The sequence below is a fragment of the Niabella beijingensis genome (assembly GCF_020034665.1).
Classification (GTDB): Bacteria; Bacteroidota; Bacteroidia; order Chitinophagales; family Chitinophagaceae; genus Niabella; species Niabella beijingensis.
The window spans coordinates 1414217-1439868 of record NZ_JAIQDI010000002.1 but is presented as its reverse complement, the minus strand read 5'-3'; the positions used below and the strand labels follow the sequence as shown (position 1 = coordinate 1439868).

General features: G+C 44.7%; 24 protein-coding genes and 1 tRNA gene. 16 read left to right on the top strand and 9 right to left on the bottom strand.

Annotation, left to right across the window (positions count from 1 at the left end; genetic code table 11):
- The first annotated feature begins 169 nt into the window (after positions 1-169).
- Both K7B07_RS22050 and K7B07_RS22045 read left to right on the top strand, forming a co-directional pair.
- Positions 170-1210 (top strand): zinc-dependent alcohol dehydrogenase family protein, encoded by a 1041-nt coding sequence (locus K7B07_RS22050; RefSeq protein WP_223712704.1) that lies wholly within the window; start codon positions 170-172, stop codon positions 1208-1210.
- Positions 1211-1237: 27 nt separating this feature from the next.
- Positions 1238-1966 (top strand): universal stress protein, encoded by a 729-nt coding sequence (locus tag K7B07_RS22045; RefSeq protein WP_223712703.1) that lies wholly within the window; start codon positions 1238-1240, stop codon positions 1964-1966.
- Between the two features lie 27 nt (positions 1967-1993).
- On the opposite strand, the gene K7B07_RS22040 is transcribed toward K7B07_RS22045, so the two are convergent.
- The 3 genes from K7B07_RS22040 to K7B07_RS22030 form a co-directional block, all read right to left on the bottom strand.
- Entirely contained in the window at positions 1994-2452 is a 459-nt protein-coding gene (locus tag K7B07_RS22040) for a YdeI/OmpD-associated family protein (RefSeq protein WP_223712702.1), read from the bottom strand.
- 556 nt (positions 2453-3008) lie between these two features.
- The gene (locus tag K7B07_RS22035; RefSeq protein ID WP_223712701.1) at positions 3009-3404 is read right to left on the bottom strand and encodes a basic secretory protein-like protein; all 396 of its coding nucleotides are present in this window, start codon (positions 3402-3404) and stop codon (positions 3009-3011) included.
- Positions 3405-3797: 393 nt separating this feature from the next.
- Positions 3798-5381 (bottom strand): hypothetical protein, encoded by a 1584-nt coding sequence (locus K7B07_RS22030; RefSeq protein ID WP_223712700.1) that lies wholly within the window; start codon positions 5379-5381, stop codon positions 3798-3800.
- Between the two features lie 476 nt (positions 5382-5857).
- Here K7B07_RS22030 and K7B07_RS22025 point away from each other — a divergent pair, with 476 nt between their 5' ends.
- The gene (locus tag K7B07_RS22025) at positions 5858-6760 is read left to right on the top strand and encodes a helix-turn-helix domain-containing protein (RefSeq protein WP_223712699.1); all 903 of its coding nucleotides are present in this window, start codon (positions 5858-5860) and stop codon (positions 6758-6760) included.
- Between the two features lie 25 nt (positions 6761-6785).
- Here the strand turns inward: K7B07_RS22025 and K7B07_RS22020 are convergent, their stop codons facing one another.
- Positions 6786-7568, bottom strand: coding sequence for an NIPSNAP family protein (locus K7B07_RS22020; protein ID WP_223712698.1), 783 nt, complete (start codon positions 7566-7568; stop codon positions 6786-6788).
- A 300-nt stretch (positions 7569-7868) separates the two neighbouring features.
- Between K7B07_RS22020 and K7B07_RS22015 the strand changes: the two genes are divergently transcribed.
- The gene (locus tag K7B07_RS22015; protein WP_223712697.1) at positions 7869-10058 is read left to right on the top strand and encodes an alpha-galactosidase; all 2190 of its coding nucleotides are present in this window, start codon (positions 7869-7871) and stop codon (positions 10056-10058) included.
- A gap of 71 nt (positions 10059-10129) precedes the next feature.
- Here K7B07_RS22015 and K7B07_RS22010 read toward each other — a convergent pair whose 3' ends face one another.
- A complete protein-coding gene (locus K7B07_RS22010; protein ID WP_223712696.1) occupies positions 10130-10738 on the bottom strand; it encodes a superoxide dismutase in 609 nt (202 codons plus the stop codon).
- Positions 10739-10919: 181 nt separating this feature from the next.
- Here K7B07_RS22010 and dinB point away from each other — a divergent pair, with 181 nt between their 5' ends.
- The 4 genes from dinB (at position 10920) to K7B07_RS21990 (ending at position 14061) form a co-directional block, all read left to right on the top strand.
- Positions 10920-12005 carry a DNA polymerase IV gene (gene dinB, locus K7B07_RS22005; protein WP_223712695.1) on the top strand — a complete coding sequence of 362 codons (1086 nt, stop codon included), beginning with the start codon at positions 10920-10922 and terminating at the stop codon, positions 12003-12005.
- A gap of 478 nt (positions 12006-12483) precedes the next feature.
- Positions 12484-13296, top strand: coding sequence for a DUF4249 domain-containing protein (locus tag K7B07_RS22000; protein ID WP_223712694.1), 813 nt, complete (start codon positions 12484-12486; stop codon positions 13294-13296).
- Positions 13297-13375: 79 nt separating this feature from the next.
- Complete coding sequence (locus tag K7B07_RS21995; RefSeq protein ID WP_223712693.1) at positions 13376-13840, top strand: GNAT family N-acetyltransferase; 465 nt, start codon at positions 13376-13378, stop codon at positions 13838-13840.
- Positions 13841-13908: 68 nt separating this feature from the next.
- Complete coding sequence (locus K7B07_RS21990; RefSeq protein WP_223712692.1) at positions 13909-14061, top strand: hypothetical protein; 153 nt, start codon at positions 13909-13911, stop codon at positions 14059-14061.
- Between the two features lie 6 nt (positions 14062-14067).
- Here the strand turns inward: K7B07_RS21990 and K7B07_RS21985 are convergent, their stop codons facing one another.
- Complete coding sequence (locus tag K7B07_RS21985) at positions 14068-15111, bottom strand: hypothetical protein (RefSeq protein ID WP_223712691.1); 1044 nt, start codon at positions 15109-15111, stop codon at positions 14068-14070.
- A 187-nt stretch (positions 15112-15298) separates the two neighbouring features.
- On the opposite strand from K7B07_RS21985, the gene K7B07_RS21980 reads away from it, so the two are divergent.
- The 8 genes from K7B07_RS21980 to K7B07_RS21945 all read left to right on the top strand — a co-directional run bounded on the left by K7B07_RS21980 (position 15299) and on the right by K7B07_RS21945 (position 21188).
- Positions 15299-16078 carry a (Fe-S)-binding protein gene (locus K7B07_RS21980; RefSeq protein ID WP_223712690.1) on the top strand — a complete coding sequence of 260 codons (780 nt, stop codon included), beginning with the start codon at positions 15299-15301 and terminating at the stop codon, positions 16076-16078.
- Between the two features lie 20 nt (positions 16079-16098).
- Complete coding sequence (locus K7B07_RS21975) at positions 16099-16521, top strand: SRPBCC family protein (protein ID WP_223712689.1); 423 nt, start codon at positions 16099-16101, stop codon at positions 16519-16521.
- Positions 16522-16556: 35 nt separating this feature from the next.
- Positions 16557-17066 (top strand): hypothetical protein, encoded by a 510-nt coding sequence (locus K7B07_RS21970; protein WP_223712688.1) that lies wholly within the window; start codon positions 16557-16559, stop codon positions 17064-17066.
- A 108-nt stretch (positions 17067-17174) separates the two neighbouring features.
- Entirely contained in the window at positions 17175-18083 is a 909-nt protein-coding gene (gene accD, locus K7B07_RS21965) for an acetyl-CoA carboxylase, carboxyltransferase subunit beta (RefSeq protein ID WP_223712687.1), read from the top strand.
- A 125-nt stretch (positions 18084-18208) separates the two neighbouring features.
- Positions 18209-18652, top strand: coding sequence for an SsrA-binding protein SmpB (gene smpB / locus K7B07_RS21960; protein ID WP_223712686.1), 444 nt, complete (start codon positions 18209-18211; stop codon positions 18650-18652).
- Positions 18653-18898: 246 nt separating this feature from the next.
- Positions 18899-18972 (top strand) — tRNA-Asp (locus K7B07_RS21955).
- 196 nt (positions 18973-19168) lie between these two features.
- Positions 19169-20542: a site-specific integrase gene (locus K7B07_RS21950; protein WP_067754940.1), complete on the top strand. Its 1374-nt coding sequence runs from the start codon at positions 19169-19171 to the stop codon at positions 20540-20542.
- A 46-nt stretch (positions 20543-20588) separates the two neighbouring features.
- Positions 20589-21188, top strand: a complete 600-nt coding sequence (locus K7B07_RS21945) for a serine hydrolase domain-containing protein (RefSeq protein ID WP_223712685.1) — start codon at positions 20589-20591, stop codon at positions 21186-21188.
- A 7-nt stretch (positions 21189-21195) separates the two neighbouring features.
- On the opposite strand, the gene K7B07_RS21940 is transcribed toward K7B07_RS21945, so the two are convergent.
- Genes K7B07_RS21940 through K7B07_RS21930 form a run of 3 tightly spaced genes read right to left on the bottom strand, consistent with a single transcriptional unit; the run spans position 21196 to position 25616 of the window.
- Entirely contained in the window at positions 21196-22410 is a 1215-nt protein-coding gene (locus K7B07_RS21940) for a hypothetical protein (RefSeq protein WP_223712684.1), read from the bottom strand.
- A 48-nt stretch (positions 22411-22458) separates the two neighbouring features.
- Entirely contained in the window at positions 22459-24552 is a 2094-nt protein-coding gene (locus tag K7B07_RS21935) for a tetratricopeptide repeat protein (RefSeq protein ID WP_223712683.1), read from the bottom strand.
- A gap of 23 nt (positions 24553-24575) precedes the next feature.
- The gene (locus K7B07_RS21930; RefSeq protein WP_223712682.1) at positions 24576-25616 is read right to left on the bottom strand and encodes a hypothetical protein; all 1041 of its coding nucleotides are present in this window, start codon (positions 25614-25616) and stop codon (positions 24576-24578) included.
- Positions 25617-25652: the final 36 nt, after the last annotated feature.

Genomic DNA, 25652 nt, shown 5'->3' with positions numbered 1-25652 from the left:
ATCAAAAACATTTCGTCGGCATAAGCCAACCATTTCAACCGTATCATAAGAAAATCCAGCTTCCAGCAAAAAGTCCTATAATAAAGATGACAGTAATCACTGCCCCTGTTAACCATTATCATAGACTTGTACACTCAAACCTCATTAGATTGCAAGAAAACATATTAAAATGAAAGCATTAGTTTATCAGGGTCCCGGAGATAAATCATGGGAAGAAAAACCAAAACCTGTTATTCTCGAGCCAACAGATGTAATTGTGCGCATAACAAAGACCACCATTTGTGGTACTGACCTCCATATTTTAAAGGGCGACGTACCTGAGGTGACTAAAGGACGCATACTCGGGCATGAGGGTGTTGGCGTCATTGAAGAAATCGGTGGAGCAGTCACTAATTTTAAACAAGGTGACCGGGTCTTAATTTCATGCATAACTTCTTGCAGCAAATGCAGCTACTGTAAAAGAGGCATGTATTCTCATTGCATAAATGGCGGGTGGATATTGGGACATTTAATTGATGGAACCCAGGCAGAGTATGTTAGAATTCCTTATGCCGATTCCAGTCTCTATCCAATTACCGAAGGAAGCGATGAAGACGCCCTGGTAATGTTAAGTGACATATTACCAACGGGATTTGAATGTGGCGTTTTAAATGGAAAAGTACAACCTGGCAGTATTATAGCTATTGTAGGTGCTGGCCCTATAGGATTGGCCGCCCTTCTTACAGCCCAATTTTATACGCCGTCTGAAATTATTATGATTGACCCCGATGATAACCGGCTGGCTATTGCCAGGCAGTTCGGCGCTACTCACATTATTAACAACCGGCAGGGAAACGGAGTAGCACAGGTTATGACCCTTACTTCAAACATCGGTGTGGACACAGCTATTGAAGCAGTTGGGATACCGGCTACATTTGAACTTTGTCAATCCATTATTGCGCCGGGAGGGGTCATTGCCAATATCGGGGTGCATGGGAAAAGTGTAGATTTACACCTGGAAAAATTGTGGTCCAGAAATATCACCATCACAACCAGGCTCGTTGACACTGTCACAACGCCTATGCTACTAAAAACGGTAAACGCAAAAAAAATTGATGCCAAAAAGCTTATTACGCATTACTTCAAATTAGACGATATCATAAAGGCATATGATACGTTTGAACATGCTGCATCTCAAAAGGCATTGAAAGTAATTTTAAACAATTCCTAAGCATAAAAACCCAATAATAACAACACGGTGAAAAAGATACTTTTTGTTTGTGATGGCGACAATTATTCGCACGAAGCTTTTGAGTTTATTAAGCAAATTCAGCAATATGAACCCTTATTAGTAAAAGGCATTTTCTTCTCAACCGTTGAGATAAGCGAACTAATCTATGCAAGCTACGCATTAGAGAATAATAATGAGTTGCGAGATGCCGAAAAGGGTATTCCATCCCAAGTTATTGAGCGTTTTGTCAATCAATGCAAAACGAATAACATCCAGCATATTGTAAAAGAAGAGATGGGCACCTCCTGGAACAAGGTTTTTTGGAGAAAAGAAACCAGATTTGCCGATCTTATGATCATCAGTCAGAAAATGCTTTGCAATAATATTGACGCACAGCAACCCAATGAGTATATGCTGGAGTTACTTCGTTGGGCGGACTGCCCTGTATTGTCAGTTCCGGAAAAAGCAACAAATTTTGAACAGATTATCGGAGCTTATGACGGTTCTCAGGAATCTACACATGCTCTAACGGCGTTTTGTAAAACATTTCCTCAGTATAGTAATTTGCCCGCAAATTTTGTGTATGTCAAAAATGAAGAAAGTGATAAAATTCCCGATCTAGAATTACTAGAAGAGTATGTCAATGCACATTTCAAAAATGCGGAACCCTATATTTTAAAATCAAATAGTTTAATTTTTGTGGCCGTTTTCTTTACCTCGGTTCCTACGTTTTCAACATCAGTACATACTTTTTGAAGATATCCGAATTTTCAATGATTGGTTTTAAACTACCGTTAAAGCGGAAAACGCTTTTTTTACATTTCTATCCCTCGTTTCATCGGTTTTAGCATTTACGATAGGCGCAACCAGCGCTTTTTTCCTGCTATTCGAAAGCGCTTCAAAAGTCTTTTTTGCAGCTGCATTTTTATTGAGCATTTTTTGCAGCTCAACAGGCACATCCACCGTTCTTTCTTCCGTATCCAATTCAATAGTTACATCAATCTTATCACCACCTTTTATTTTCGCGGCCTCACGATTTTCAGCATTAACACCTACCATATAAGCGCCTCCCATTACAGCTACGGCACTGCGGTAAGTAAAATTATTAATCGTAACTTTTACCAAAGGCTTTTTCCCACCACCTAATTTTTCTATTATCGCATCCGGGATTTTTATTCCCGTTGCTGTTTTACCCGACTGCAATAAGGTGGTTTTAAATTTTAGTTTTTGAGTGCTGGCCATTGTATACTATTTTTTAAATGGTTTCACGACAGTATCACCCGCCGACTTTACAAATTTAATCTATCTTGAAAATATCTCAATTTTTGAGTGCTGAATTATTTGATTGGTTTACGCCTGGCGGTCTGGTTATGGTATTCACCGAGTTTAAGACTTGAGGACACTATCAAACTTCTGTGTTTATCATTTAAACCCAATTTACTAAATGAAAAAAATCGGCTAAACTCTTTGAGATGCTAAAGACCTTTAATCCAAATGAGCAGTTCTAGTTCATTATCTGAAAAAAAGCTCCTTGAGTTCATTCAACTGTCAATCAATTTCTTAAATCGGGTTTTATTTTACACTTAACCTGTCGGATCATTTCCCGGTCAGTCCGTTTTTCGCATAGAGTTAAAGCAACGCAACGTTGCCAGGCACAATAAGAAATGCCTTTTTATTAAAAACAAGAAAGATATTGTACCCATCTTCTCACAAACGGAACATATTGCCGCAACATGGAGATCAGCTTTTACAATCCGAAATATAGACCATCCGTCCCCTCTCCTGCAAAAGGCTTGATCTAATCGGCGGCACCAATCTTAAAATTACTTTTTCTATACAGCGCCCATAACTGTTCCATTGTTTTGTCCGTTTTATCAATAAAATATTTTTGCTTTTTATAGGTCCCCTGTAAGCAGGCTTTATGAAGCGAAAGGGTAAAACCGGGGAACTTTGTGTCTAACCACATTAAGAATTTTGCTGTATGCTGGTAACCGCTTTGCCATGATATATCGTTTCGGGGAGTATTATTAAAACTATCTCTATGCCATTGCGGCGAAGTTGTTCCATAGTAATAATTTCCATAATCAGCCATTCCTTCAATCAACCATTTTTCAACATTGTTCTTATAAGGAAGTACCTGGTGCATTAATTCATGACAAAACGTTTCGGGTAACTGATCAGGGTTGCCCTGCAACTGACAGGGATACAAATAAATCACACTTCGTATGGAGCTGCCCGGGCCTGATTCTTTTGTATCGTTTATAAAAATTAAGGTTATTGTTTTAGGAGCATTGGGATTGAATTGTTCGCAAAATTTAGGATACCGGCCGAAAAAAGTGGTCACCAGCCTGCCGAGCAGAAAGGTATCCAAAGCTGCCGGGTTTCGTATTTTTAAACAAAGACCCTCTCTTCTGATAACTTCCTGGCTTGGGGCCGTACTTTTTACATGACAGGAGAAATCGATAATCACCACACATAGAAGAAATGCATGGGCCAGCATCCTGATATTTGAAAACCCGTTTTGCAACATTCATCTAAACAGAACTATTATAATAAAGACCGCGGGGCTTCCTCTGTCAATCACTTTTTATTCGCTTTCTTTTTGTATGGAAATCACCTTCGAAAATGCTTTCTTCCCGTCTTTATCCACCTGGGCAATACGTATGTAATACCTGTTACCGGAATTTTGCTCCAGTTCGCTGTCTGCCTTTTTTTGGCAGCTGATTCCAATGGTGGCCAGGAGAATAACCATCCCCGGCAGAAACAGGTTACCCCGTCTTTTTTGAGGTTGCAAACAAAAAGACAATGCGAGCAGCAGCATGAACAAGCCCGACCCCCAGAAATACCATCCCGCAACATCCGGTTGCTCTTTCATTTCATAGATAAAATCGTAGTTTAAAGCCGCTCCTGATGTGCCATCAGGTGCTTTCGATCTGACTCTGTCTCCAATTGCCCGGAAATCGGTGCCATTACGGGAGACCTGCACTTCAAAATAATCATTACCGGTTTCAGTTTCCGAAACCCAGTTTAGCTCAAGACGATTCCTCAGGAACCGGCCGGCAATTTTACCAAATTTGACCGGCAGTGCCACATCAAAAATATTGGTGGCTAAATCCGAAGCATAAAAACCCCATTGATCACCAGCACCGGTAGTTTGTACATCTGTAGTGCTGGTGTTACTGATAACGGTATTATTGCCGCCTGGAGCCAACTCCCAAACATATTGTGCAAAGGTATTTTCGTCCGGTGATTCTGCGGCCGACACCAGTAGCCGGCCTGTGGCGGTTATTGCCAGTCCGCCAAGCACGGATTGACCGGCAGGATAGGTGGGGTTCTGCGGAGTTCCATTGATTGAGCCTGTTATGGGCGTTCCATCAGCGCGGGTAATTTGCCAGAGCCGCTGCATAGTGACGTCTGAGCCTGCTGCTAAATCAGCGATCTGTGCTGCCGTCAGCCTGTAAATATAATACGTCACCTCGTCGGGAGGTGTTGCATAGGAATATCCAACATAGGGGCTGCCGTTGGCAACCAGCAAGTACATATTGTCGTTATTATCAAAACAAATGTCCTGGATAGTAGTGTAAGGAAGATCCCCTGCCTGTATTTTCCCATTTGAAGCGAAGTCGGCGAGATCTCCGCTTCCATTGGTTTGAAATGAATAGGCCTGAGCACTGAATCCTATAATATTATAATCAGCATCTTCTTCCCCGGTGTTGGTAATAAACCATGCTTTATCAGATCTGTCCACAGCCATAGCCGCCCCGTCTGAAGTATAGGTTCCAAGATTTGCTGCAACCAGCCGGTTAGTGCCCGGCTGATACCCTCCGGTCGTGTTCGCCGAATAGATATTGTATGCATTATAGTTTTCATTGGCACCGATGTAATAGAGATAATTGGCCGTGTTTACGCCAATAGCCTGATCTAACCCGGAAGCATATTCATCAGGTATTTTATTATAGGCATTGGAACCGCTTACAGCTCCGGTTGCATTATCCAGCTCAAAGAGCTCATACCCGTAGGTAGTATTATTACCGGGCGCCAGCATCTTCTGATTTGCGGCTCTCAAAGCCCATTCATATTTGCCGGATAAGAAATGCAGCTTATCCCGTTGCGCAACGCTGATTATACTGACCAGTAAGGCAAACACCAGCAGCATGTTCCTGACTATCATTTGGAAGGATTGTAAGATTAAAAGTTATTGCCAAATATGCCGGCAAGATACTTAACGAGGCTTCATGCAACTTTCAAATATTCTTAAAAAAGTTTTGAATATTATAGCTTTCCAGGGGTTTATAGAAGAACGGGGAAAATTATAGTTATATAAACCCTGACAAGAAATACAGATAGCCTTATCAGTCCCTATTTAACTGATAAAGGAATTTAATCGATGTATTTTAAAATAACATCGGACCGATTAAATTTAAGGCAGGAACAACTTCAGCACTAGCAGGAAACCATAAGTTATAATTTAAATAAATATTGGAATGATCCATATAAGTATTACTTCTTTTTAAGAAAGACAAAGCTCCGTCAAATAGATAACTTGTGCCCGTGCATCATAGCAAAAAAAGCGTTTCTTCTTTCGCGGTATTTATTGCAGTCCTTGCAGGACAAACAGCGCTATTTTATACCTGATCAAATAAACAGATGGAGCAAACAAAAGAGTATCCCAGTTTGAACTTTTCGGAAATACAGCAATTTTTGAACCGATATACGGATGTTATTTACCTGGAGATGAAAGGCGATAACTATCAGTGTCATTTTCCCACCAGGCACGATTATTTTGTGCTGATGCTGTTTGAAAATGGTGCAGGTATCAATACTATTGATGGCGTCGGTTACAATATAGCCCCCCTGCAAATGCATCTCTATTTCCCCGAGCAGATCCATCACTGGTCACTGGACGGCGATACTCTTGTGCATGAGATCCTGTTATCAAGGAAATTATTCGAGGTCTTCAGCAATTTATTAAAATATCCTTACTACTATTATAAGCAAAATCCCGTGGTGGATTTGCCCCGGGACACCTTTTATAAACTTGTACATGAACTGAAAAGCATCGGGGACGAACTAAGCATCCAAAGAGGCTTGCTGGAGATCATTAATTACCGGCTTTTTATCATATCATTAATGGTCAGCAGGGAGATATATACCACTTTTCCGGCAGAAGACCGATTAGCGATCCCGCCCATCATCATCCGGTTTATGGACCTCGTGATGCTCCACTTTAAAGAAGAACGGTCCGTCAGGTTCTATGCAGACAAGCTGTTCTTGTCACCCAACTATCTTACCATTCTCTGCAAGCAGTATTATGGCAATACGGCGTCTGCTATCATTCATAGCGAGGTCATTCTTGAGATCAAACACCAGCTGATCAATCCTATCAAGTCGATAAAGGCGATCGCGTATGATCTTAACTTTACCGGCATCTCCTCTCTTTCCGGGTTCTTTAAAAACAATACCGGGATGTCTCCAAAAGCATTCCGGGAGGAGCATATAAAAAAATTGCAGCAGGTAAAAGAACATAAGCCGGTCCTGTTCGCCAAATAGCCGGTTAAAGCAAGATGGCGGTATCTTAGACCTGCGAATAAGCTGTGGGAATCAAAAAAGTATTGCTGATCTTGGAAATCGTATTGGCATATTGAGGGTCCGCTACCAGCTTTTTCCACGCAGGATCGCTGATGAAGGCGGACCATCCTTTGTTCCGTTCCTCCATATTGTTGCAGGTGATCATATAAGTAAGGCGGGGCTGCCTGTCACCGGCAATCACTTCACCACAGAACACCGGGTTCAGTTTCGCCCGGTTAAAAATGGGAAATTCCCCGTCATGAAACATTTTAATTTTTCTCCGTACCGCGTCTTCACTATATCCCTCATAAGTCCTTAATTCAAAGATCCGCGATCCGCCGGGGGGTGCCACCATTGCAGGAAAGCCATCAAAAGCGATCATCAGGGAAGAGCCAAACCGGTTGTATACGGGTTTGTCAGCCGGTATGCTGTCGTATGCCGCGCTGTTCTTTATATACCCTGCGTCCGTTTTTATTTTTGTATTCGCAGAAAGGTAGTGATCAAGCGATGCATAAGGCACCAGCAAATAGATCCTGGCGGGTTCCGAAGGGCTCCATTCCCTGAAGACACCGACCTTTTTCACCCCGTATTGATTCAATGCGGGGATCAGCGCCGTCTTAAAATAATCTTCCAGTTGTCCCTGATCGGAACCGAAGCGCATTTCATATTCCCGCCATTCGTACACCTCTTTTTGTGCGGAAGACCGGCCACCTGCGTCCGCCTGGTTCACGGCTAATGTCATACCTGCAGTAACAGCAAGCGACGATTGAAGAAATTTTCTGCGTTGCATATAAATTGTGGTTTTTGTATCAGGTCAATAAATTTAAGATAATAGTTGTTTCAAAAAGCAGACCCGGTAGCCGGCACAGGGCGCTTACAGGCAACCGGCCGGACGACCAGGGTCCAATAAAACACAAAACAAGACACTGTTCGTCGCTGTATCAATACCGGCAAACCGGTATTTTTGAACCCGGACAGCCACCGGTTCCTTAAAACGGACAATCAACCATCACCATTTATCAAAATAAACTATTCCGCGTATCATGTCAGTCAACGCTGCTGCCTTATCTTAGTACGATAATTTTTATACATGATCCGTCTTGCCATTCTTTTAATGTTCCTTTTTTATAGTCACAAGGGAGTAACCCAGCAGATGCTGCCCCTGCCTTCTGAAACAACGCTCCCCGCTGTATCCGGCGACTGGCTGGTCACCCCCGTTACGGCCAGGGCCGGAGTTTACAGCAGCGCTGATAAAAAAGAGCTTCTGTTAAGCAACGGCCTTGTTCAGCGGCGGTTCCGCCTTCGGCCCAATCTTGCATGTATCGATTATAAAAACAGGATAACCGGACAACAGCTGCTGCGCTCAGTAAAGCCCGAAGCCCGGATCAGCATTGACGGCCTCCCTTATAACATCGGGGGGCTTTACGGGCAACAGGAGCAGGCTTACCTGCTTCCGGAATGGGTCGATTCATTTAAGAAGAACGACAGCGATTTTGTTTTTACAGAATATAAGGTCACTGACCTCCCACCCTATCTTGCGCCGCAGACCAAGAGCTGGGCTACCAACACGAAACCGGCCACAGGGAAGCTGCTAAGCTTTACCTATCATTCGCCGCTCGTTCCGCTCCGGGGTCTGAAGGTGACCGTGCATTATGAGCTCTATGATGGCCTGCCGCTGATCGCCAAATGGCTCAGTATCGAAAACAGGTCCGGCCGGACTTTCCGTCTTGGCCGTGTGGTAAATGAGATCCTGGGAATGGTGGAAGAGCAAAGCGCGGTTGTGGGCAGTCCCGAACAAATGGAGAAACCTTCCGGTCTTTATATTGAATCCAATTACGCATTTAACAACGCCATGCGTTATAACCTGAGCGACCAGACCCTGCACTGGAAAACAGATCCCGCCTACACTTCGCAGGTCAACTATGAGCTGCAGACCCCCTGCCTGATGGAGGTCTACCCTGAATATGGCCCCGGGATTGATCTGCGGCCCAATGAAAGCTTCACCTCCATCCGCACCTACGAGCTGGCCACCGACAGTTACGACCGCCAGCGAAGGGGAATGGCCATTCAGAAAATGTACCGCACCATTGCTCCTTGGATCACTGCCAATCCCATTTTTATGCACCTTGTCAGCAAAAAAGATGAAGAGGTATACCATGCGGTAGATCAATGCGCTGCCACCGGCTGTGAAGCCGTGATACTAAGCTTTGGGAGTCATATCAATATGGAAGATGTTTCCCCCGGGAACATCAGCCGCTGCAAAAAACTGGCAGACTATGCCCATAAAAAGGGCATCCGGATCGGCGTGTATTCCCTTTTCAGCTCCCGGCGTATCAGTGAGGAAGATGACGTGATCAATCCTAAAACGGGAAAAACAGGCGGTGCTTTTTTTGGTAATGCACCCTGCTTTGGAAGTAAGTGGGGACTGGCCTACCGGGATAAAGTAAAACAGTTTTTCAATGCCACCGGTTTTGATATCTGGGAAAATGACGGTCCCTACCCCGGCGACCGCTGTGCCTCCACACAACACCCGGGCCACCGCGACCTGGACGACAGCCAGTGGCGGCAAATGGAACTGCAGAAAGAGCTGTACCACTGGCTGAATGCCCGTGGTATCTATATTAATGCCCCGGATTGGTATTTTCTTGACGGCACCAATAAGATCGCGCTCGGCTACCGGGAAGTGAACTTCTCCCTCTCCCGTGCCCAGCAAAAAATACTGAACCGGCAAAACATCTTCGACGGTACCTGGGACAAAACACCTTCCATGGGCTGGGGTTTCGTACCCCTGACCCGTTACCAGGGAGGCGGGCCCGAAGCAGTGCTGGAGCCGCTTTCCGAACACCTGGACGATTATGAGCAACTGATGATGCAGTACTACGGCGCCGGCATACAGGCCTGTTACCGCGGTCCGCGTCTCTATGACACAGACCGTACGAAAGCCCTTGTAACCAGAGTGATCGGGTGGTATAAAAAATACCGGTCCATTCTCAATTCGGATATCATTCATGTACGCAGGGCCGACGGGAGGGATTGGGACGGCTGGCTGCATGTAAACCCGTTGCTAAAAGAAAAAGGACTGCTGCTGCTCTTCAACCCCACCAGTAAACCGATAGAACAGCAGCTCGTCATACCATTGTATTATACGGGACTCCATACCACAGCACGGGTCCGCGAAAAGGAAGGTGCTCCCAAAAATTACCGGCTCAACCGGAACTACGAGATCCGGTTACCGGTCACCCTGGCACCCGGCAGTTACTCGTGGTGGGTAGTTGAATGACGTAGTCCTAACACAATAGCGAACAGATCACACCCGGAACGTAATACAGGTTTTGGAAGAATGCTGCTTTCTTATTTCCCGGATGCATACCATTTTCCTGCAGCTTCCCAGTTCACGACATTCCAGAAAGCAGCAAGATAATCCGGGCGTTTGTTCTGATAGTTGAGGTAATAGGCATGCTCCCATACATCGGCGCCGATAACCGGCCGGCCTTTTGTTTCCGCCACATCCATCAGCGGGTTATCCTGGTTTGGCGTGGAAGTGATCTCCAGTTTACCGGCTTCAGTAACGATCAGCCATACCCATCCTGAACCGAATCGGGCAGCTCCTGCGGCATTGAACCGGTCTTTGAAATCATTGAAAGAACCAAATGCAGTATCAATGGCTGCTGCCAGTGCGCCACCGGGCACGCCACCACCGGACGGAGAAAGGATATTCCAGAAAAAACGGTGGTTCCAGTGTCCGCCGGCATTGTTCCTTACAGCCGGGCTGATAGCACCTGCCTCTGCCACCAGCTGCTCGAGGGTATGATTCTCATACGCCGTACCGGCGATGGCTTTGTTGAGGTTATCTACATAGGCCTGATGATGCTTTCCATGATGAATCTCCATTGTAAGAGTGTCAATATACGGTTCAAGTGCGGAAGGTGCATAAGGTAATACGGGAAGTTCATGTTTCATAATGCTGCTGTTTATTGTTTTAAAAAGAGTGTTGTCCCGGCAAAGGTAAGTGGTAATAATTAATAAACAAAATAAACACTTTGTTTATTAATTTTATTAAAAACGACGCGTATAAAAATAACATGCCGCCGGCACCTGCAGCTTTCCGCAGAATGTTTATTAATTTGCATTTAAAAGCCGCTTGCAACGTAAGATCATCCATATCGACATGGACGCTTTCTATGCTTCTGTGGAACAGCGCGATTTTCCCGGATACAGGGGCAAGCCAATAGTAGTGGGCGGCTCGCCGGAAGGACGTGGCGGTGTTGTGGCCACTGCAAGTTATGAGGCCCGGAAATACGGTATCCGGTCGGCGATGCCCTCCAAAACGGCGCAGCGGCTTTGTCCGGATGCGTTGTTTATCACTCCCCGGTTCCCGGTTTACAAAATGGTCTCCCAACAGATACGGGCGATCTTTCACCGTTATACCGATCAGATAGAACCGCTTTCGCTGGACGAAGCCTTTCTTGATGTAACAGAGGACAAAATGGGTATTGGTTCGGCACTCGATATCGCCAGGGAGATCAAGCAGTCGATCCGGGAAGAATTACAGCTGACGGCTTCTGCAGGGGTTTCGGTTAATAAATTCGTCGCCAAGATCGCTTCCGACATGGAAAAACCAGACGGCCTTACCTTTATCGGCCCTTCAAAAATAGAAGCCTTTATGGAAAGGCTGCCGGTGGAAAAATTCTTTGGTGTGGGCAAAGTAACGGCGGGAAAAATGAAGAGCATGGGACTTCATACCGGCGCTGACCTCAAAAGGCTTACCGAAGCCGAACTCGTACAGCATTTTGGCAAACCAGGTAAATTTTATTACCAGATCGTGCGCGGTATCGATGAGCGGCCTGTGGTACCGGACCGGGAAACAAAATCCATCAGCGTGGAGGATACGTACCAGGAAGATCTTACTACAAAAGAAGCCATGCTTCACGAACTGGAGATTCTGACCGGGAGGCTCGCAGAACGTGTAACGCGGGCAGGACTAAAGGGCCGGACCGTAACCGTAAAGTTCAAGTTCCATGATTTTACCATCAATACCCGCAGTCATTCGCTTCTTACTGCTTTCAACGACGAGGTGCGCATATTGGATACCATCCGTATGATCCTGGACAAAACAGACTTCTTTCAGAAACGGGTAAGACTCCTGGGTGTTGGCCTGTCTAATTTTGATGTATCCGGAACTGATTCCGGTACGCCCCCCGGCAGCAACCAGCTGGTGCTTTTTTAGCGGTTCAACTCCAGCGCCCGGAGACAGGCGGTCGGGATCGTGATAAATAAGAACAGTAAAACCCAAAGAAAAAATCTTCGTGATTCTTTGTGACTTCGTGCCTTTGTGGCCCCAGCGATTTTAGAAAGGGCTCACTGATGCCACAGACTCACACAGAAATGCCACCGCTAATATACTTAACAGTCCGTGTAATCCTCAGGAACAAATACCGGCAATAACCGTATAGATTCTTTGTGCCTTCGCGCCTTTGTGGCCCTAGCGATTTTAGAAGGGCTCACTGATGCCACAGATCCACACAGAAATGCCACCACTAACATACTTAACAGTCCGTGTAATCCGTGAACGCAACTCTTCATGGTTTCTTTGCATAAAAAAAGGCCGGCCCTGAAAAGAGCTGGCCGTTGCTAACCTATGAAAAACACCGGGACCAAGATACAAAAAATATTTTAGAAAATAAAAGATTAATTTCGTTGCCCTGATGATGACCAACTGCAAATACATTTTCGGCATTTGTCTGTTACTGACGACCCTGTTTTCCTGCAGGAAGGTCATTTATCCGGACTTTGATGACGACGGCACCCGTAAAACGGTCATCGAGGCATCCGTTTCCGACCTGAAAGACACGGCCATCGTTTTTATTTCCGAAACACTTGCCATATATGAGCCTAACAGTTATTCGGGTAAAGATGGCGCTGTGGTGTCGATAGCCCGTGATGACAGCACACCGGTACTTCTAACCAATCTTGGGAACGGAAGATTTGGCGGACACCTTACTGCCAGTACCGGCAGCTCCTATACCCTTCACATCCGCACAGAAACGGAACAATTTTCAGCCCGGTCTGTAATGCCTGCAAAAATCAGGATGGATTCATTGTTCATTACACGCCGCACGATCCTTGGCCGGAACCTCCGCATTCCGACAGTAGTATTCCGCGACCCTCCTGCTCCCGGTAATTACTATCGTTTTATACTTTGGGTAGATGGTTTTGAGAATACGACGATCTTTATTGAAAATGACCGGCTTTTTAACGGGAACCAGATGACCATGGAGTTGCTGGATGTGTTTACAGATGAGGGAACGCCTACATTTGTTGACAAATACGACCGGGTTACCGTAGAGATGCAATGCATTACCAAGGAAACCTATGATTATCTCTACCAGTTAAAAGGAAATGCGCTGGGCGATGGCGGCACTGCCAACCCCGGAAATCCTGGATCAAATATCACCGGTGGTGCCCTGGGTTATTTCAGTGTGCACACCTCGGAGCGAAAAGAATTGTTTGCCGATTAAAGATCCGCCGGCGGACACCCTATTTAATCCTTACTTTTGATATCATTATCAGCAGCAATAAAAAATCAGAAACAATCAAATGGAGATCAGACAGATCCGCCCGCACGAAGTAGCCCTGGTGGTGCGGCTTTTCGACCAGTACCGGGTATTTTATAAGCAGGCATCGGACCTGCAACGGGCACAACAATTCCTGGAAACACGCTTAAACAATAATGAATCCGTCATTTTTGCAGCGTTTGCGGATATCACCGGTGAAAAGCATCCGGTCGGTTTTACACAACTTTACCCCACCTACTCTTCTGTAAGGACCATAAAGAACTGGATCCTGAATGATCTTTTTGTTCAGGATGTTTACCGGAAAAATGGTATCGGGGAAGCCCTCATCCGGCGGGCCCTGCATTTTGCAATTGAGAACGGGGCTCATTTTTTGCAGTTGGAAACAGCCACGGATAATATTAATGCCCAGAAATTGTACGAAAAGATCGGGTTCCTGCAGCAGCAGCCGGGCACAGAATTTTTGTTGTACCGCTGCCCGCTTGTGTGACCATACAGTCCCGGTTGCACCGTTGGCAATCTGGCGGTTTGCACCTATCTTTACCAAAACGATCGACCATGTCATTACTGAACCAGAAGAACCAGAAAGACAAGAAAAATAAGGGCAAAAAATCCGGGGCAGCAATGGGCACTTCCAAACCGGCCCAGAAACCCAAAAGCACGGGCTTTGTAAGCAAACAACAAAATACAGGCGCGCAGCGGGGCAGCTGACCGTGCCTAGTCGAACTGTTCCAGTATCTTAAAGTGTTTTTTAGAGGCCTTCAGGAATTTCTTTCCGCGCCGGAACGACCAGTAAGGCACTCCCTGTTTATTATTATACCGGCTGATAGTAAACAATGCTTTCCAATGCTGCAGAATGACCCTGTAAGCAGCGCCCAGCCGCATCCCGCAGTCATAAATATGATTCGGTTCGGCCCCCGCTCCGTTAAATTCCAGTATCATAAAATGCCGGCCCGCTTTAAGATCCTCAATGGACGCCGTCTTGATATCATACCGGCCATAATAAAAGCTTTCATTATAATGGCTCAGGCGGTCAAATACATCCAACAGCTGTCCATCGATCGATGTATGCAGATTGGTAAACCGGGCGCCACGGTTGTGATTTCCCGCATAGGATAAATAAAACACCTCTCCCTTCGGAAGCACACGGTGGTACCGGTGCTGATGCCGGTGCTCCATCTCTGCAAGCCGGTGGCGTGCCCGGGGATGTTGTTCAATAAGTGCCTGCAGCGAACTTTGCCCGTCGCCGGTTACCTGTAACAGCTCTTTGTGAATAAAGCCCGATACCACCCCTTTTTTTTCCCAGGGATAGCGGTAATAAAATACACTCACCTCTACCGGGTAATCTACTTTCTCCTGGGCAATATATTCTACCGGCATCCGTTCATGATATTTCCGGAGCTGTTGTTCATTTTCGATCACGCGGAATAAAATGCCCTTCATACCCACATCCGGTTTCACCACAAAGGGATATTGTATCCCCGAAAGCCGCACTTTATACAGCACCCGCTCAAAAGGGATCCCATTCCGTATATAAATGGTTACCGGTACTACTTCAGGAGGGAGCTGATCGTACATTTCCTTTTTGCCCTCTCCCTCAAATCCGCCAAACGCAATGGTGGGATTGCTGGGTGTAAAAAACCAAAAGGACCTGCTGCGCAAACAATACCAAAGCCAAACCGGACTGATGGGCGCATACAACACATTAAAGTTCCACAATTCCCAGCTTGCAATCCTTCTAAAAAAATTCCTTACACTCATTAATAAAATATCCGCAAATATAAGGGGTATCCTTTTCCCGTTACGTTCAAACCTCCTGTCACCGCTTTTTACACCGGGCAGCCATCAGGCCTCCGGCCCGTTTGCCGGTACCCCAACGCGCCGCGAACAACCGGCCGCCCATAAACAGGTTTTTTTATACCTTCGTGCATAATTGAATGATAAAAGAATGAGTATAACTACTGTAGCGGAGCTGTTTGCCCGGGGCGAAACGCCCGAAGTGTTGTTTTGGGTAGGATGCGCCGGTAGTTTTGATCAGCGCGCGCAGCGCATCACCCGTGCCTTTGCAGCCATGCTGGACAAAACAGGAATCAAATATGCCATCCTTGGCAAGGAGGAAATGTGTACCGGCGACCCCGTGCGGCGCGCCGGTAATGAATTTATGTTCCAGATGATGGCCTATCAGAATATACAGATACTGGATAATTATAATATCAAAAAAATCGTTACGGCCTGTCCGCATTGTTTCAATACCTTAAAAAATGAATACCCGCCCCTGGGTGGCACTTACGAGGTCATCCATCATACCACCTTTTTACAGCAACTGATCGAAGAAGGGAGGATCAAACTCAAAGAAGGCGGTTCCTTCAAAGGAAAAAAGATCACCTACCACGACAGCTGCTACCTGGGCCGCGCCAACGATATTTATGAGGCCCCGCGGAAAGTGCTGGAATTGCTGGATGCCGAACTCGTGGAGATGAAACGCTGTCGCAGCAAGGGGCTGTGTTGCGGAGCCGGTGGCGCCCAGATGTTCAAGGAAGAGGAAAAAGGCACGACAAGAGTGAACCTGGAACGCAGCAAAGAGGCCATTGAAACCGGGGCATCTGTTATTGCAGCGGCCTGCCCTTTCTGTAACACTATGATGACCGATGGCATCAAAAACGCAGAAAAAGAAGACACGGTACAGGTGCTGGATATAGCGGAGATCATTGCCGGCTCCATTGAATAAATTATAAACCGAGGACCCTTATGCCCGTCAATATTTCCCGCATTACGATCAACGCTGCACCCGAGAACGTATGGGATGCCCTTACCCAACCCGAAAAGGTAAAGCTATGGCAGTTCGGCAGCCGGCTGCAGACAGACTGGAAACCGGGCGGCCCGATCCGCTTTACCACGGAATGGCAGGGTACGGTCTTTGAACAATGGGGCACCGTGCTGACGGTACAGCCTTTTCACGAGATCCGTTATAATCTTTTTGCTCCAAGACCGGATCTGGAAGACAAACCGGAACATTATTTCATTATGGAATACCGCTTAACGGCGGCTGACGGAAAAACGGACCTTGAGATCCGGCAGGTCGATGACCGCCCGGGCGCCGTTCAGGAGGCGCCCCAGGGGGAAGAGAACCCGGTGCTGCAATCCCTGAAAAAGCTGGCAGAATCAAACTAACAGGCCCTTTGGCCCGTTATAATTAAAAGTATACAATGAATTTAGCATATAAACATTTGATCAACCCCGGTTTCTCCCCTCATTCAAGGGTCTGGGTCTATCAATCCAGCAGGCTGCTCAGCCTTGCGGAAGCATTTGAAGCCGAAGACCAGATCCGGGAATTTGTTACTGCCTGGGTCAGTCACAGCGACGAAGTAAAAGCCGAAGGCCATTTATTTTTCGGTCAGTTCGTGGTACTTATTGCCGATGAAAGTCAGGTAAAGGTAAGCGGGTGCAGCACCGATAGCTCGGTACGGTTCATCAAAAAACTGGGAGAGACATTTAAAGTCGATTTTTTCGACCGGCAGAGACTGGCATTTGTAAAAAACGACAAAATAGAAATGGTTCCGTTATCGCAGGTATCTTATGCCCTGCAGCATGATATCCTTACACCCGATACACTCTATTTTAATAACCTGGTGCTCAATAAGGCGGCTCTGGAGAATGACTGGATCATCCCGGTCAAAAACAGCTGGCTGGCAAAAAAAGCCGGGATAACGGTCTGAGCGATACCCGTCTCGCCGCTGCATTCCCGGTTCCGGGGCCGCCCGGATTGCGGAAAAATGAACAATGCTTATATTTGTTCTTCAAAACAATAAACAAGGAAACCGAATATGTCCAAAGAAATTGAAGATTTTGATGCCGACCTGAGTGGGGCTGGTCAGGATAAAGATAAAGCAGGCTGGTTCAAAAGAATCAAAAAAGGTATTCTTACCAAGACATCAGAGAAACGGGAAACCCAGGAAGGGTTATGGACAAAGTGCCCGGAGTGCAATTATATTTCCACGCAGACCGAACTGAAAGAACAGCTGTATGTGTGTCCGAAATGTGGCTATCACCACCGGATCAGCAGCCTTCAGTATTACGATATCCTGTTCGACAACCAGGAATACACAGAATTGTTCGACAATATCCGCGGCAGGGATTTCCTGGGCTTTACGGACCTGAAGCCTTATAAAAAAAGGCTGGAAGATTTTTGGAGCAATACCGATATGGATGATTCCATGCGGGTAGCCGTAGGCAAAGTAGAGGGAGAAGACCTGGTAGTTGCGGCCATGGACTTTGCGTTCATTGGTGGCTCGCTCGGAAGTGTGGCCGGTGAAAAATTTGCACGTGCCGTGGATCATTGCATCCGGCATCGTTTCCCCTTTATGTGCATCTGTAAAAGCGGTGGCGCACGGATGATGGAAAGTGCCTTTTCGCTGATGCAGCTGGCAAAAACAAGTGGCAAGCTATCGCAGCTCACGGATGCGCAGCTCCCCTATATTTCTTTCTTAACAGATCCTTCTTTTGGTGGCATCACCGCCTCCTTCGGAATGCTGGGAGACCTGAACATCGCCGAGCCGGGCGCTCTCATCGGTTTTGCAGGTCCCCGTGTGATCAAGGAGACCATTAAAAAGGATCTGCCGGAAGGTTTTCAGCGAAGTGAGTTCCTACTTGAGCATGGGTTCCTGGATTTTATTGTACACCGCAGAGACCTCAAACATAAGCTGGCAACCGTTCTCCGCCATTTCCGGAATTAATTGCTGGCCGGGCTTTAGTGCAGCTGGCAGCCTCGTTGCGTCGCACACTTGTGCACCGGTGCATGGCCGGGCAAACAAAAAATGCCCAACCATTTTTATTTTAATTATTTAAACAGATCGACCCGTTGGCCAATCAACTCTCCATAAAGAACCGCTCTGCCTATTACGAGTATTTTATTGATGCTACCTATCAGGCAGGTATAGCGCTGCTTGGAACCGAGGTAAAATCGCTGCGGGAGGGCAAAGCCAGTTTTAACGACAGCTATTGTATCATACATCAGGGAGAGATCTGGCTGAAGAGCCTGCACATTTCCCCTTATTCCCACGGTACGGTCAATAACCATGATCCCGACCGCGACCGGAAGCTGCTGCTTCAAAAAAAAGAGATCCAGAAGATACAATCCAAACTGAAAGAAAAAGGATATACCCTGATCCCACTGAGGATCTACCGGAACGAAAACCAGCTGATCAAGATCGAAATAGGTCTTGCAAAAGGAAAAAAATTATACGACAAACGGGAAAGCATCAAAAAACGCGATGTGGAGCGCGATCTGAAAAAATACATCTGATCCGCTGTGGCGATGCTGAAGATGCCGGTATTCATGAACAATACTCGTGATCTGTCCCCGGGGCTGATCACCTTTTGGCCGCTATTTGAAAATAGCAGTTTAACCTTTTCAATACCTGAGTCAGAAGTTGTTAGATGAGACCGGGAACCACTATTTTTTTTAGTTTCAGATAAAAAAAGCACGAAAAAATTTTGACAGCAAAAAATCTACTACTATATTTGCACTCCCAACAGAAAATTGGTATAAGGATCGGTAGTTCAGTTGGTTAGAATGCCGCCCTGTCACGGCGGAGGTCGCGGGTTCGAGTCCCGTCCGGTCCGCAAAAAAGGATTATCAGCAATGATGATCCTTTTTGCTTTTTACCCTACTTTACTTTTAAGGGGCTGACTTTCAAAGTCTCATAACAAAATCCACTGAGAATCTTTACTACCTTTAAAACAGCTTAACAATTTTAAAAAGTAGACCAAAAGTAGACCTGATTTCAGGCTACTCAAGTCGATTAAAATTGTTCAGGTTATGTCTCTCCCAATTAAGCTAATTTGTCGAAAAAACCGGGTTCATGCTGATGGAACCTGCTCCATTTTTGTTCAGTATTGTTGCAATGAAAATCAGAAACCTTTATTTGGAACGGATGTCAAAATTCCACCCATCTATTGGGATAACGGAAGCCGCAGTATTAGTGATCGGCTACCTGCAACGCATGGTGATTACAACGAGCTCAATAATGAGCTAAAACGACTGAAAAAAATTGTAGAAGACATTGTTACCTATGCCGGATTAAAGAAAATTCCAATTGAGGCCCGCGCTGAGTTTACAAAGAAACATTTTTCGCCGACTTTTGACTTTGATGATATTGAAGCAAAAGAAAAAGAAGCCGCAGAAAAACAGGAAACCGAAAAGAAGAACAAGCTTAGTGTTTATTATCAATTTGATGAGTTTATAAAATCCAAGAAACGGAAGGTAAGTAAAGCCACTCTAACTGTTTATGGTAACGTAAAGTCCCATTTGCTCGCCTTCGAGGAATTCCGTAATCAGCAGATCACTTTTGATAGCTTTGATTTTAGCTTCTATGAAGATTTTGTGGACTACCTGACGTTTGAGCATGTACATATCCGCAGAAAAACATTGCTGGTCGGGCTTAAATTAAACACTATTGGAAAAACGATCAAGCATCTCCGGGGTTTTATTAAAGACCGGGTCAAAAGAAAAGTTATTAAGCCCATCGACCTGTCTGATTTCAGAATACCGGAGGAAGAAAGCGACGCCATATACCTCACCCATGAGGAGATCGCCAAAATCTACCAAACCGATCTGTCAGAACATCCTCATCTTACAGAGTACAGGGATTTATTTGTTCTAGCTTGTTTAACAGGGCTGCGGTTTTCAGACTTTTCAACTCTTCGACCAGAGGATCTCCAAAGGGATATGCTCTATAAAAAGCAGGAAAAATCCGACCATTGGGTGATTATTCCTTTACGGCACGAAGCAAAATTGATCTTTACCCGTCAGTTCCGCGATCGCATACCAGAGTTGACAAATCCTGAATTTAACAGACATATTAAGACCATTGGGAAACTTGCGGGGATTACCCAAATAGTAAAGTTTTCCTACAAAAAAGGCAACCAAACAATAACGGTGACCAAGCCAAAATATGAGTGGATCACATCTCATACTGCACGCCGTTCTTTCTGTACTAACGAGTTTCTAGCAGGTACGCCGGTTGAGCTCATTATGAAGATCAGCGGTCATAAAAGAACAAAGGACTTCTACAAGTATATCCGCATTACTCCAGAGGAAGCTGCAATGAAGGTTAAAGAATTATGGTTGGCTCGGAATGATATGAAATTAATTAAAGAAACGGTATCTGAAATAGAATTGCAATATAACTAATCCAAATATAATTAATGACGATCTAAAGGGACTTTGTAATTCATGATTGAACGCCGCATCCCAAACTTTATTACTTTTAATATATGAAAAATTATGTGCTCTCTGCATTGCCCAAACACTGCTGTACGCAACCAGCATTGCTCAGACCCCAAATGAAAAGACAGACCGCTATCTGATAACACAGATGAAACAGAAGCAGATTCCCGGTCTACAAATTGCAGTTATAAAAGGAACCTGTGTGGTTTTCTCCGCTTCAAAAGGAATTGCCGATGTGGCTTTTAATATTCCGGTAAGCGATAGTACCATTTTTTCGATTAATTCTATTGCAAAGATCTTTGCTGGCGTAGCATTAATGCAACTAGTCGAGGAGGGCAAAGTTCGTCTCAATGATCCTATAGGACGCCACGTAGACAGCTTGCCTCAAAGCTGGCAGAGTATTACACTTAGACAACTGATGGAACATGTATCCGGCCTGCCAGATGTTGAAGATGATCGTACTGGCGGACCAGTTGGCGGGCGTGGAGAAGATAGCGCCTGGAAACTGGTACAACGCCTGCCGCTCCTGGCTAAACCGGGAGAAACTTTCAACTACATGGCTACGAACTATCTTCTGATCCAGAAGGTGATCGGATTTTCTGGTAGATAATTTATTACTACTTCAACAGGTTTTGTAGAGCTTCAAAATCAAAATGTTCCGTAAAATTGTTTAGAATTCTAAGAGAAGAAGGTATAGTTACATACCGGAAGGCAACTGTTATTAACTGTGGAGTAGCGGCACCTACGTTGTTTGTCTTGAAATAATCGGGATTTATTTTATAAAGTGGCTGGCTTTTGCCTTCCCTATCATAAAATCTCCAAAACCGATTGTAATTAGTTTTTTCTTTTAGCTTTGCTTTATAATTTTGCGAAGCATCTTCTATCTTGTTTATGACAGCTTGCTGCTGTAACCATTCGTCTTTCTGTTCGCTTAGCGCTTTTTTTACTTTGGCTATTTTGTCGGTTATATCGGCTTCCCAGTTTCCACAATTACGCTCAATACCTTTGTCGTGATTAGTGGTTAATTCTGAAATCAGTTTTGGAAAATATAATTTTTCCCTTTCGTAATATTCTAAAAGACTTTGCAAATATTCTTTTCGGCTTACCGGAACTAAAACAGGAACATCTTTTTTCTTCACAAACCAATAGCGATAAATAAAATTATTTCGGTTGTTGGGTTTGATGTCTTTTTCGGCCACATCCTGGAAACATTTTTTTCCGGAGTTAATGGCGTCAATCAACTGTTCATTATTACAGGAAAAATAATTGAACAACCGGATTAACGGATCATTTACATTAACGGGCTTATGATTTTTCCAATTCTGGAACTGAAAACCAAAGTCATATTCCCCCAGGCTGCTGCCAAAGGGATAATCTAAAAAACGACTAAGTGTGTTGGAGGGAATGGCATTTACGTAAATCCGCAAAATGGTTCCGGCTTCGTCATTACGTTTCAGTTTACCATTCAGGCAAAAAAACTCGTGCAGCGAAGCTTCAAAGCTGTATTGTCCCAGCCTGGTATTGCCCAAATAAGCGTATCCTTTTGTTGAATAAATATTTTCCCAATTACCGCCGGTGAGGGCAAGACTGACATGGGTTTTCGCTTCAGTATTTTCTATCTCGGCTAATGTCTTTTTAACCATAGTTTTATCCGGCGCGGTGACCATATTTTTGAAATATTCTGCCTTTACAGCAGGCCAGGGATATTGTGCGGCAGTTTGGTATTTTCCCGGCATCGTTTCCACCTCGGCGCTGGTTTTGCAGTCTTGTGCGTGGGCAGTAGTGGATAATAGCGCAACAGGTATTATTGCACTAATAAATATTTTATTCATGACGTCCAATTATTTTTTGAAAATTTATTTTTAATGAAAATATCTATGTCACTTACCAAACCCACTTATTCCGCCGCTCATATTTCCTGAAATCAAACTCATGCGGCCTGAAACAGTAATGCTCACACTGGGGTCGCTTACTATACCGGCCGGGTCGCTTACCGTATTGGAACCTGCTGTCACTTTGGCTTCCCCGGTGGCATATACGTCTTCTATTCCCCGGTTGGTAAATTCTATACCCATACCGGCTTTTACCGATGCGCCCACCTGTAGCGGGCCTTTACCGGCAGAAACACTTTTATCAATTACCGTTGCTTCCATAGTGCCTTTTACGAAGCGTTCTTTTCCGGTATTATCAGATTTAAAATGAAAATTGCCACTGAGCCGACCGGCGTCAAATGATATAGATGACTTACCGCACTCAAATATCATGGTACACACCCTAAAATCCAGCATCGACTTGTATATGCAGTGCATATCATCAAAGTCGACAAGTTTATATTTTGATGTTTTCTTTTCGGCCGCTTTACAATCGCCATATTTATTGGTAGCAATGTATCTTGTATTTCCAAGGGCAGCCAGCCATTCCTTTTTGGCCGCAATTTTGGTAGCTTCAAATGTAGCTTCTTCTTGCACAAACTGCTCCCAGTACAATTCTTCCGTAATTTTTAAATACAACTGGTGTAAATAATTTTTATACGCTTCTTCTAAGGGTTTATTGTAATTGGTATAAACCCAATCGCTGTATTTTTGTTGCACCACGCAGTTATCATACCCCAGGTTTTCTCCTTTTTTGGCCAGTTCAGTTTCCTGTTCCGCCTTAATGCTGTTTTGTTTTTCAAAGGATTTGCGTTGTGCTTCATCCTTAGCCGTAAAATCTTTTATCAAATTATCAATTTGCTTTTTTGCAACCTTTAAACGGTAAGCGACACCGCCATCCTTATTCATTTCTTCCAGGTTTCGTTGGGCAGTAGCCTGGTACAAATTGCTTTCCGTTGCATTATCGGATTTCATTTGCAGGATTTGTCCTGCGCTTTTACCGGCAAATTTTTCATAAGCCTGTTGGGCTTTTTGATTATTTGCCTGCTGGTAAGGAATAAGGTCTTTTGCCAATTGCATGCTTTTTTCATTTACCTGTTTTTGAAAAGCATCCCAGTCGGCGCTTAATCTTAATTCATCGGCATAAGACATGGGAACATCGGGGCGGATAAACTTTTTTAGCCCCAACGGATCCGGATCGGGGCGAAACGGAATACGCATATCGCTTCCTTTTACTTTATAGCCCAGTTTGCGCAGCATATTTAATTTATCCAGCGAATAACTGTAGGCAATGGAGTTTTTCATTTTCTCTATTGCCTTAGGCGTATTGCCTTTGCTTTGCTCAATAAGGCATTGTGTATAGTTTGCCTGCGGGTGATAGGCAAATGCTTTTACCACCTTATTCAATTGTTCATTGGCCTTATCTGTTTCGCCCAGGTAAAACCAGGCCTGCCCCAGGTTGTTGAGTATCGTTGTATTGCCGGGGTATTGTTTATTGAGATATTCCAATAGCGGAATGGCTCTATGTGGCGCCCCGCCCATACTTAGCATGGCGGTAAAATTGCTCAGCAAATCTGCGTCTGTGGTATTGTCGGTACAGGCGCGCCCCATGATGTAGACGGCAATTTCCAAGTTACCGATTGTCCAATAACCAAGCGATGCATTCCCGATAGAAGCTGCATCGAATTGATTTGCCTTAAGGGTTGCATACACCTGCTGTGCAAATATTTTTGCATCATTGCTGATGCCTTTTTCAATATAATCGTTCAACGACTTTATGTAGGAAGGCAGCGTGGCTGTTGTTACGGTTATTTTAGAGATAGCAGCGATGAGCATTGTATTTTTTGAAGGCACACTGAAAGCATCTCCGTTTACTGCTGCTTTAACATCTGCATCGGTAATGCCGTTGAGCATTGATGGAACCGTGGTTGACATGCCCATTTGCTCCATCATCTTTCTTTGTTCCGGTGTCAGCTTATCCAACTGCTGCTGCGCCTGTTTGATTTTATCCTGCATTTCTTTTGTTGTAGTGGGATTTTTTTGCTGAGCTGCTGCATTGTGGATACAGACGAAAGCCAATATCCATAGAAAAATATTTTTCATTGCTATTTTCATTTTTATGCATATTATAATTTGAATCCCGGCGGATTGTCAATAGATGATGCTGATGTTCTTAGGCTATACCTCACTTCAATTGGATTATTATCATTGTTTGATTGAGCCCCGTCTCTTTGTGTAGCATTTGCGGCTTTTAGTACAACCGCATTACCATATGTTGGGTCGTTAATTGTCTCAAAAGTATAAGTAGTTTTTTCCAGTTTATAGTTGGATGATTTTTTCAATGGACCCCATTCCTTAGCGCTTGACTTCTTTCCCCAAAATCCTGCTTTCCCATTTTTAGGTGTAAGGGTGAGTTGGTTGCCCTGCACTGTATAAGTTCCGGTTTCGTACATAAAAATAATATTGGGCGCTGTAGTAAGCCATTGTTTGTTGCGGTATGTATAAGTTCCGTCCACGTTAAATTGGTATTCCCTTCTCATGTAGCCGGACAACCCGACTCCCTCTGAAACATAGTAGGTCCATAAACCGGCAATGGAGGAAGTTTCAGAAACGCTTGCTGGATTGTTATCGTCCATCGTTTCCAGATTGTTGTTTTGATTGTTCATTACACTGTCGTTTTTATATATTAGGTTATTGGCATCCAATTCTATACTGGCAATAAAATCTTTCAGGTTTTTCATATAGGGTTGCGCAGTGCCGTTCCACAAAACACTTACACAAACATTTCCATTGCTGTAAGTCGTAAGTACCGTTGCTACGTTTGTGCCATTGTATTGCCATACGCCGCTCCGGCTCATTACCTGCCAGCCTTCGTCAGATTTTGACGTCGTCTTGTCCTCCTGTTCTATAGTATGCCCCGCCAAAACAATATCCTGCCAGTCTTTTTGTGCATCTTCTACAATATTTCCACTGCTTTGTCTGCTTTTATAAACGGCAATCTGGCTCCAGCTTGCTCCGTCAATTCTGGAGTATGAAACATAATCGCCTTTGGGGTCTTTATTCCAATTTGCGGGCGGTGTATAGCTTACAATATCAAAGGTTTGCTTTTGGGCAAAAACACCTGTCGCAATGATTGTAAGTATTATGAGAAGCAATACCGGTTTCATCTGTTAATTTTTTATAAAACAAGATTACAATGCTAT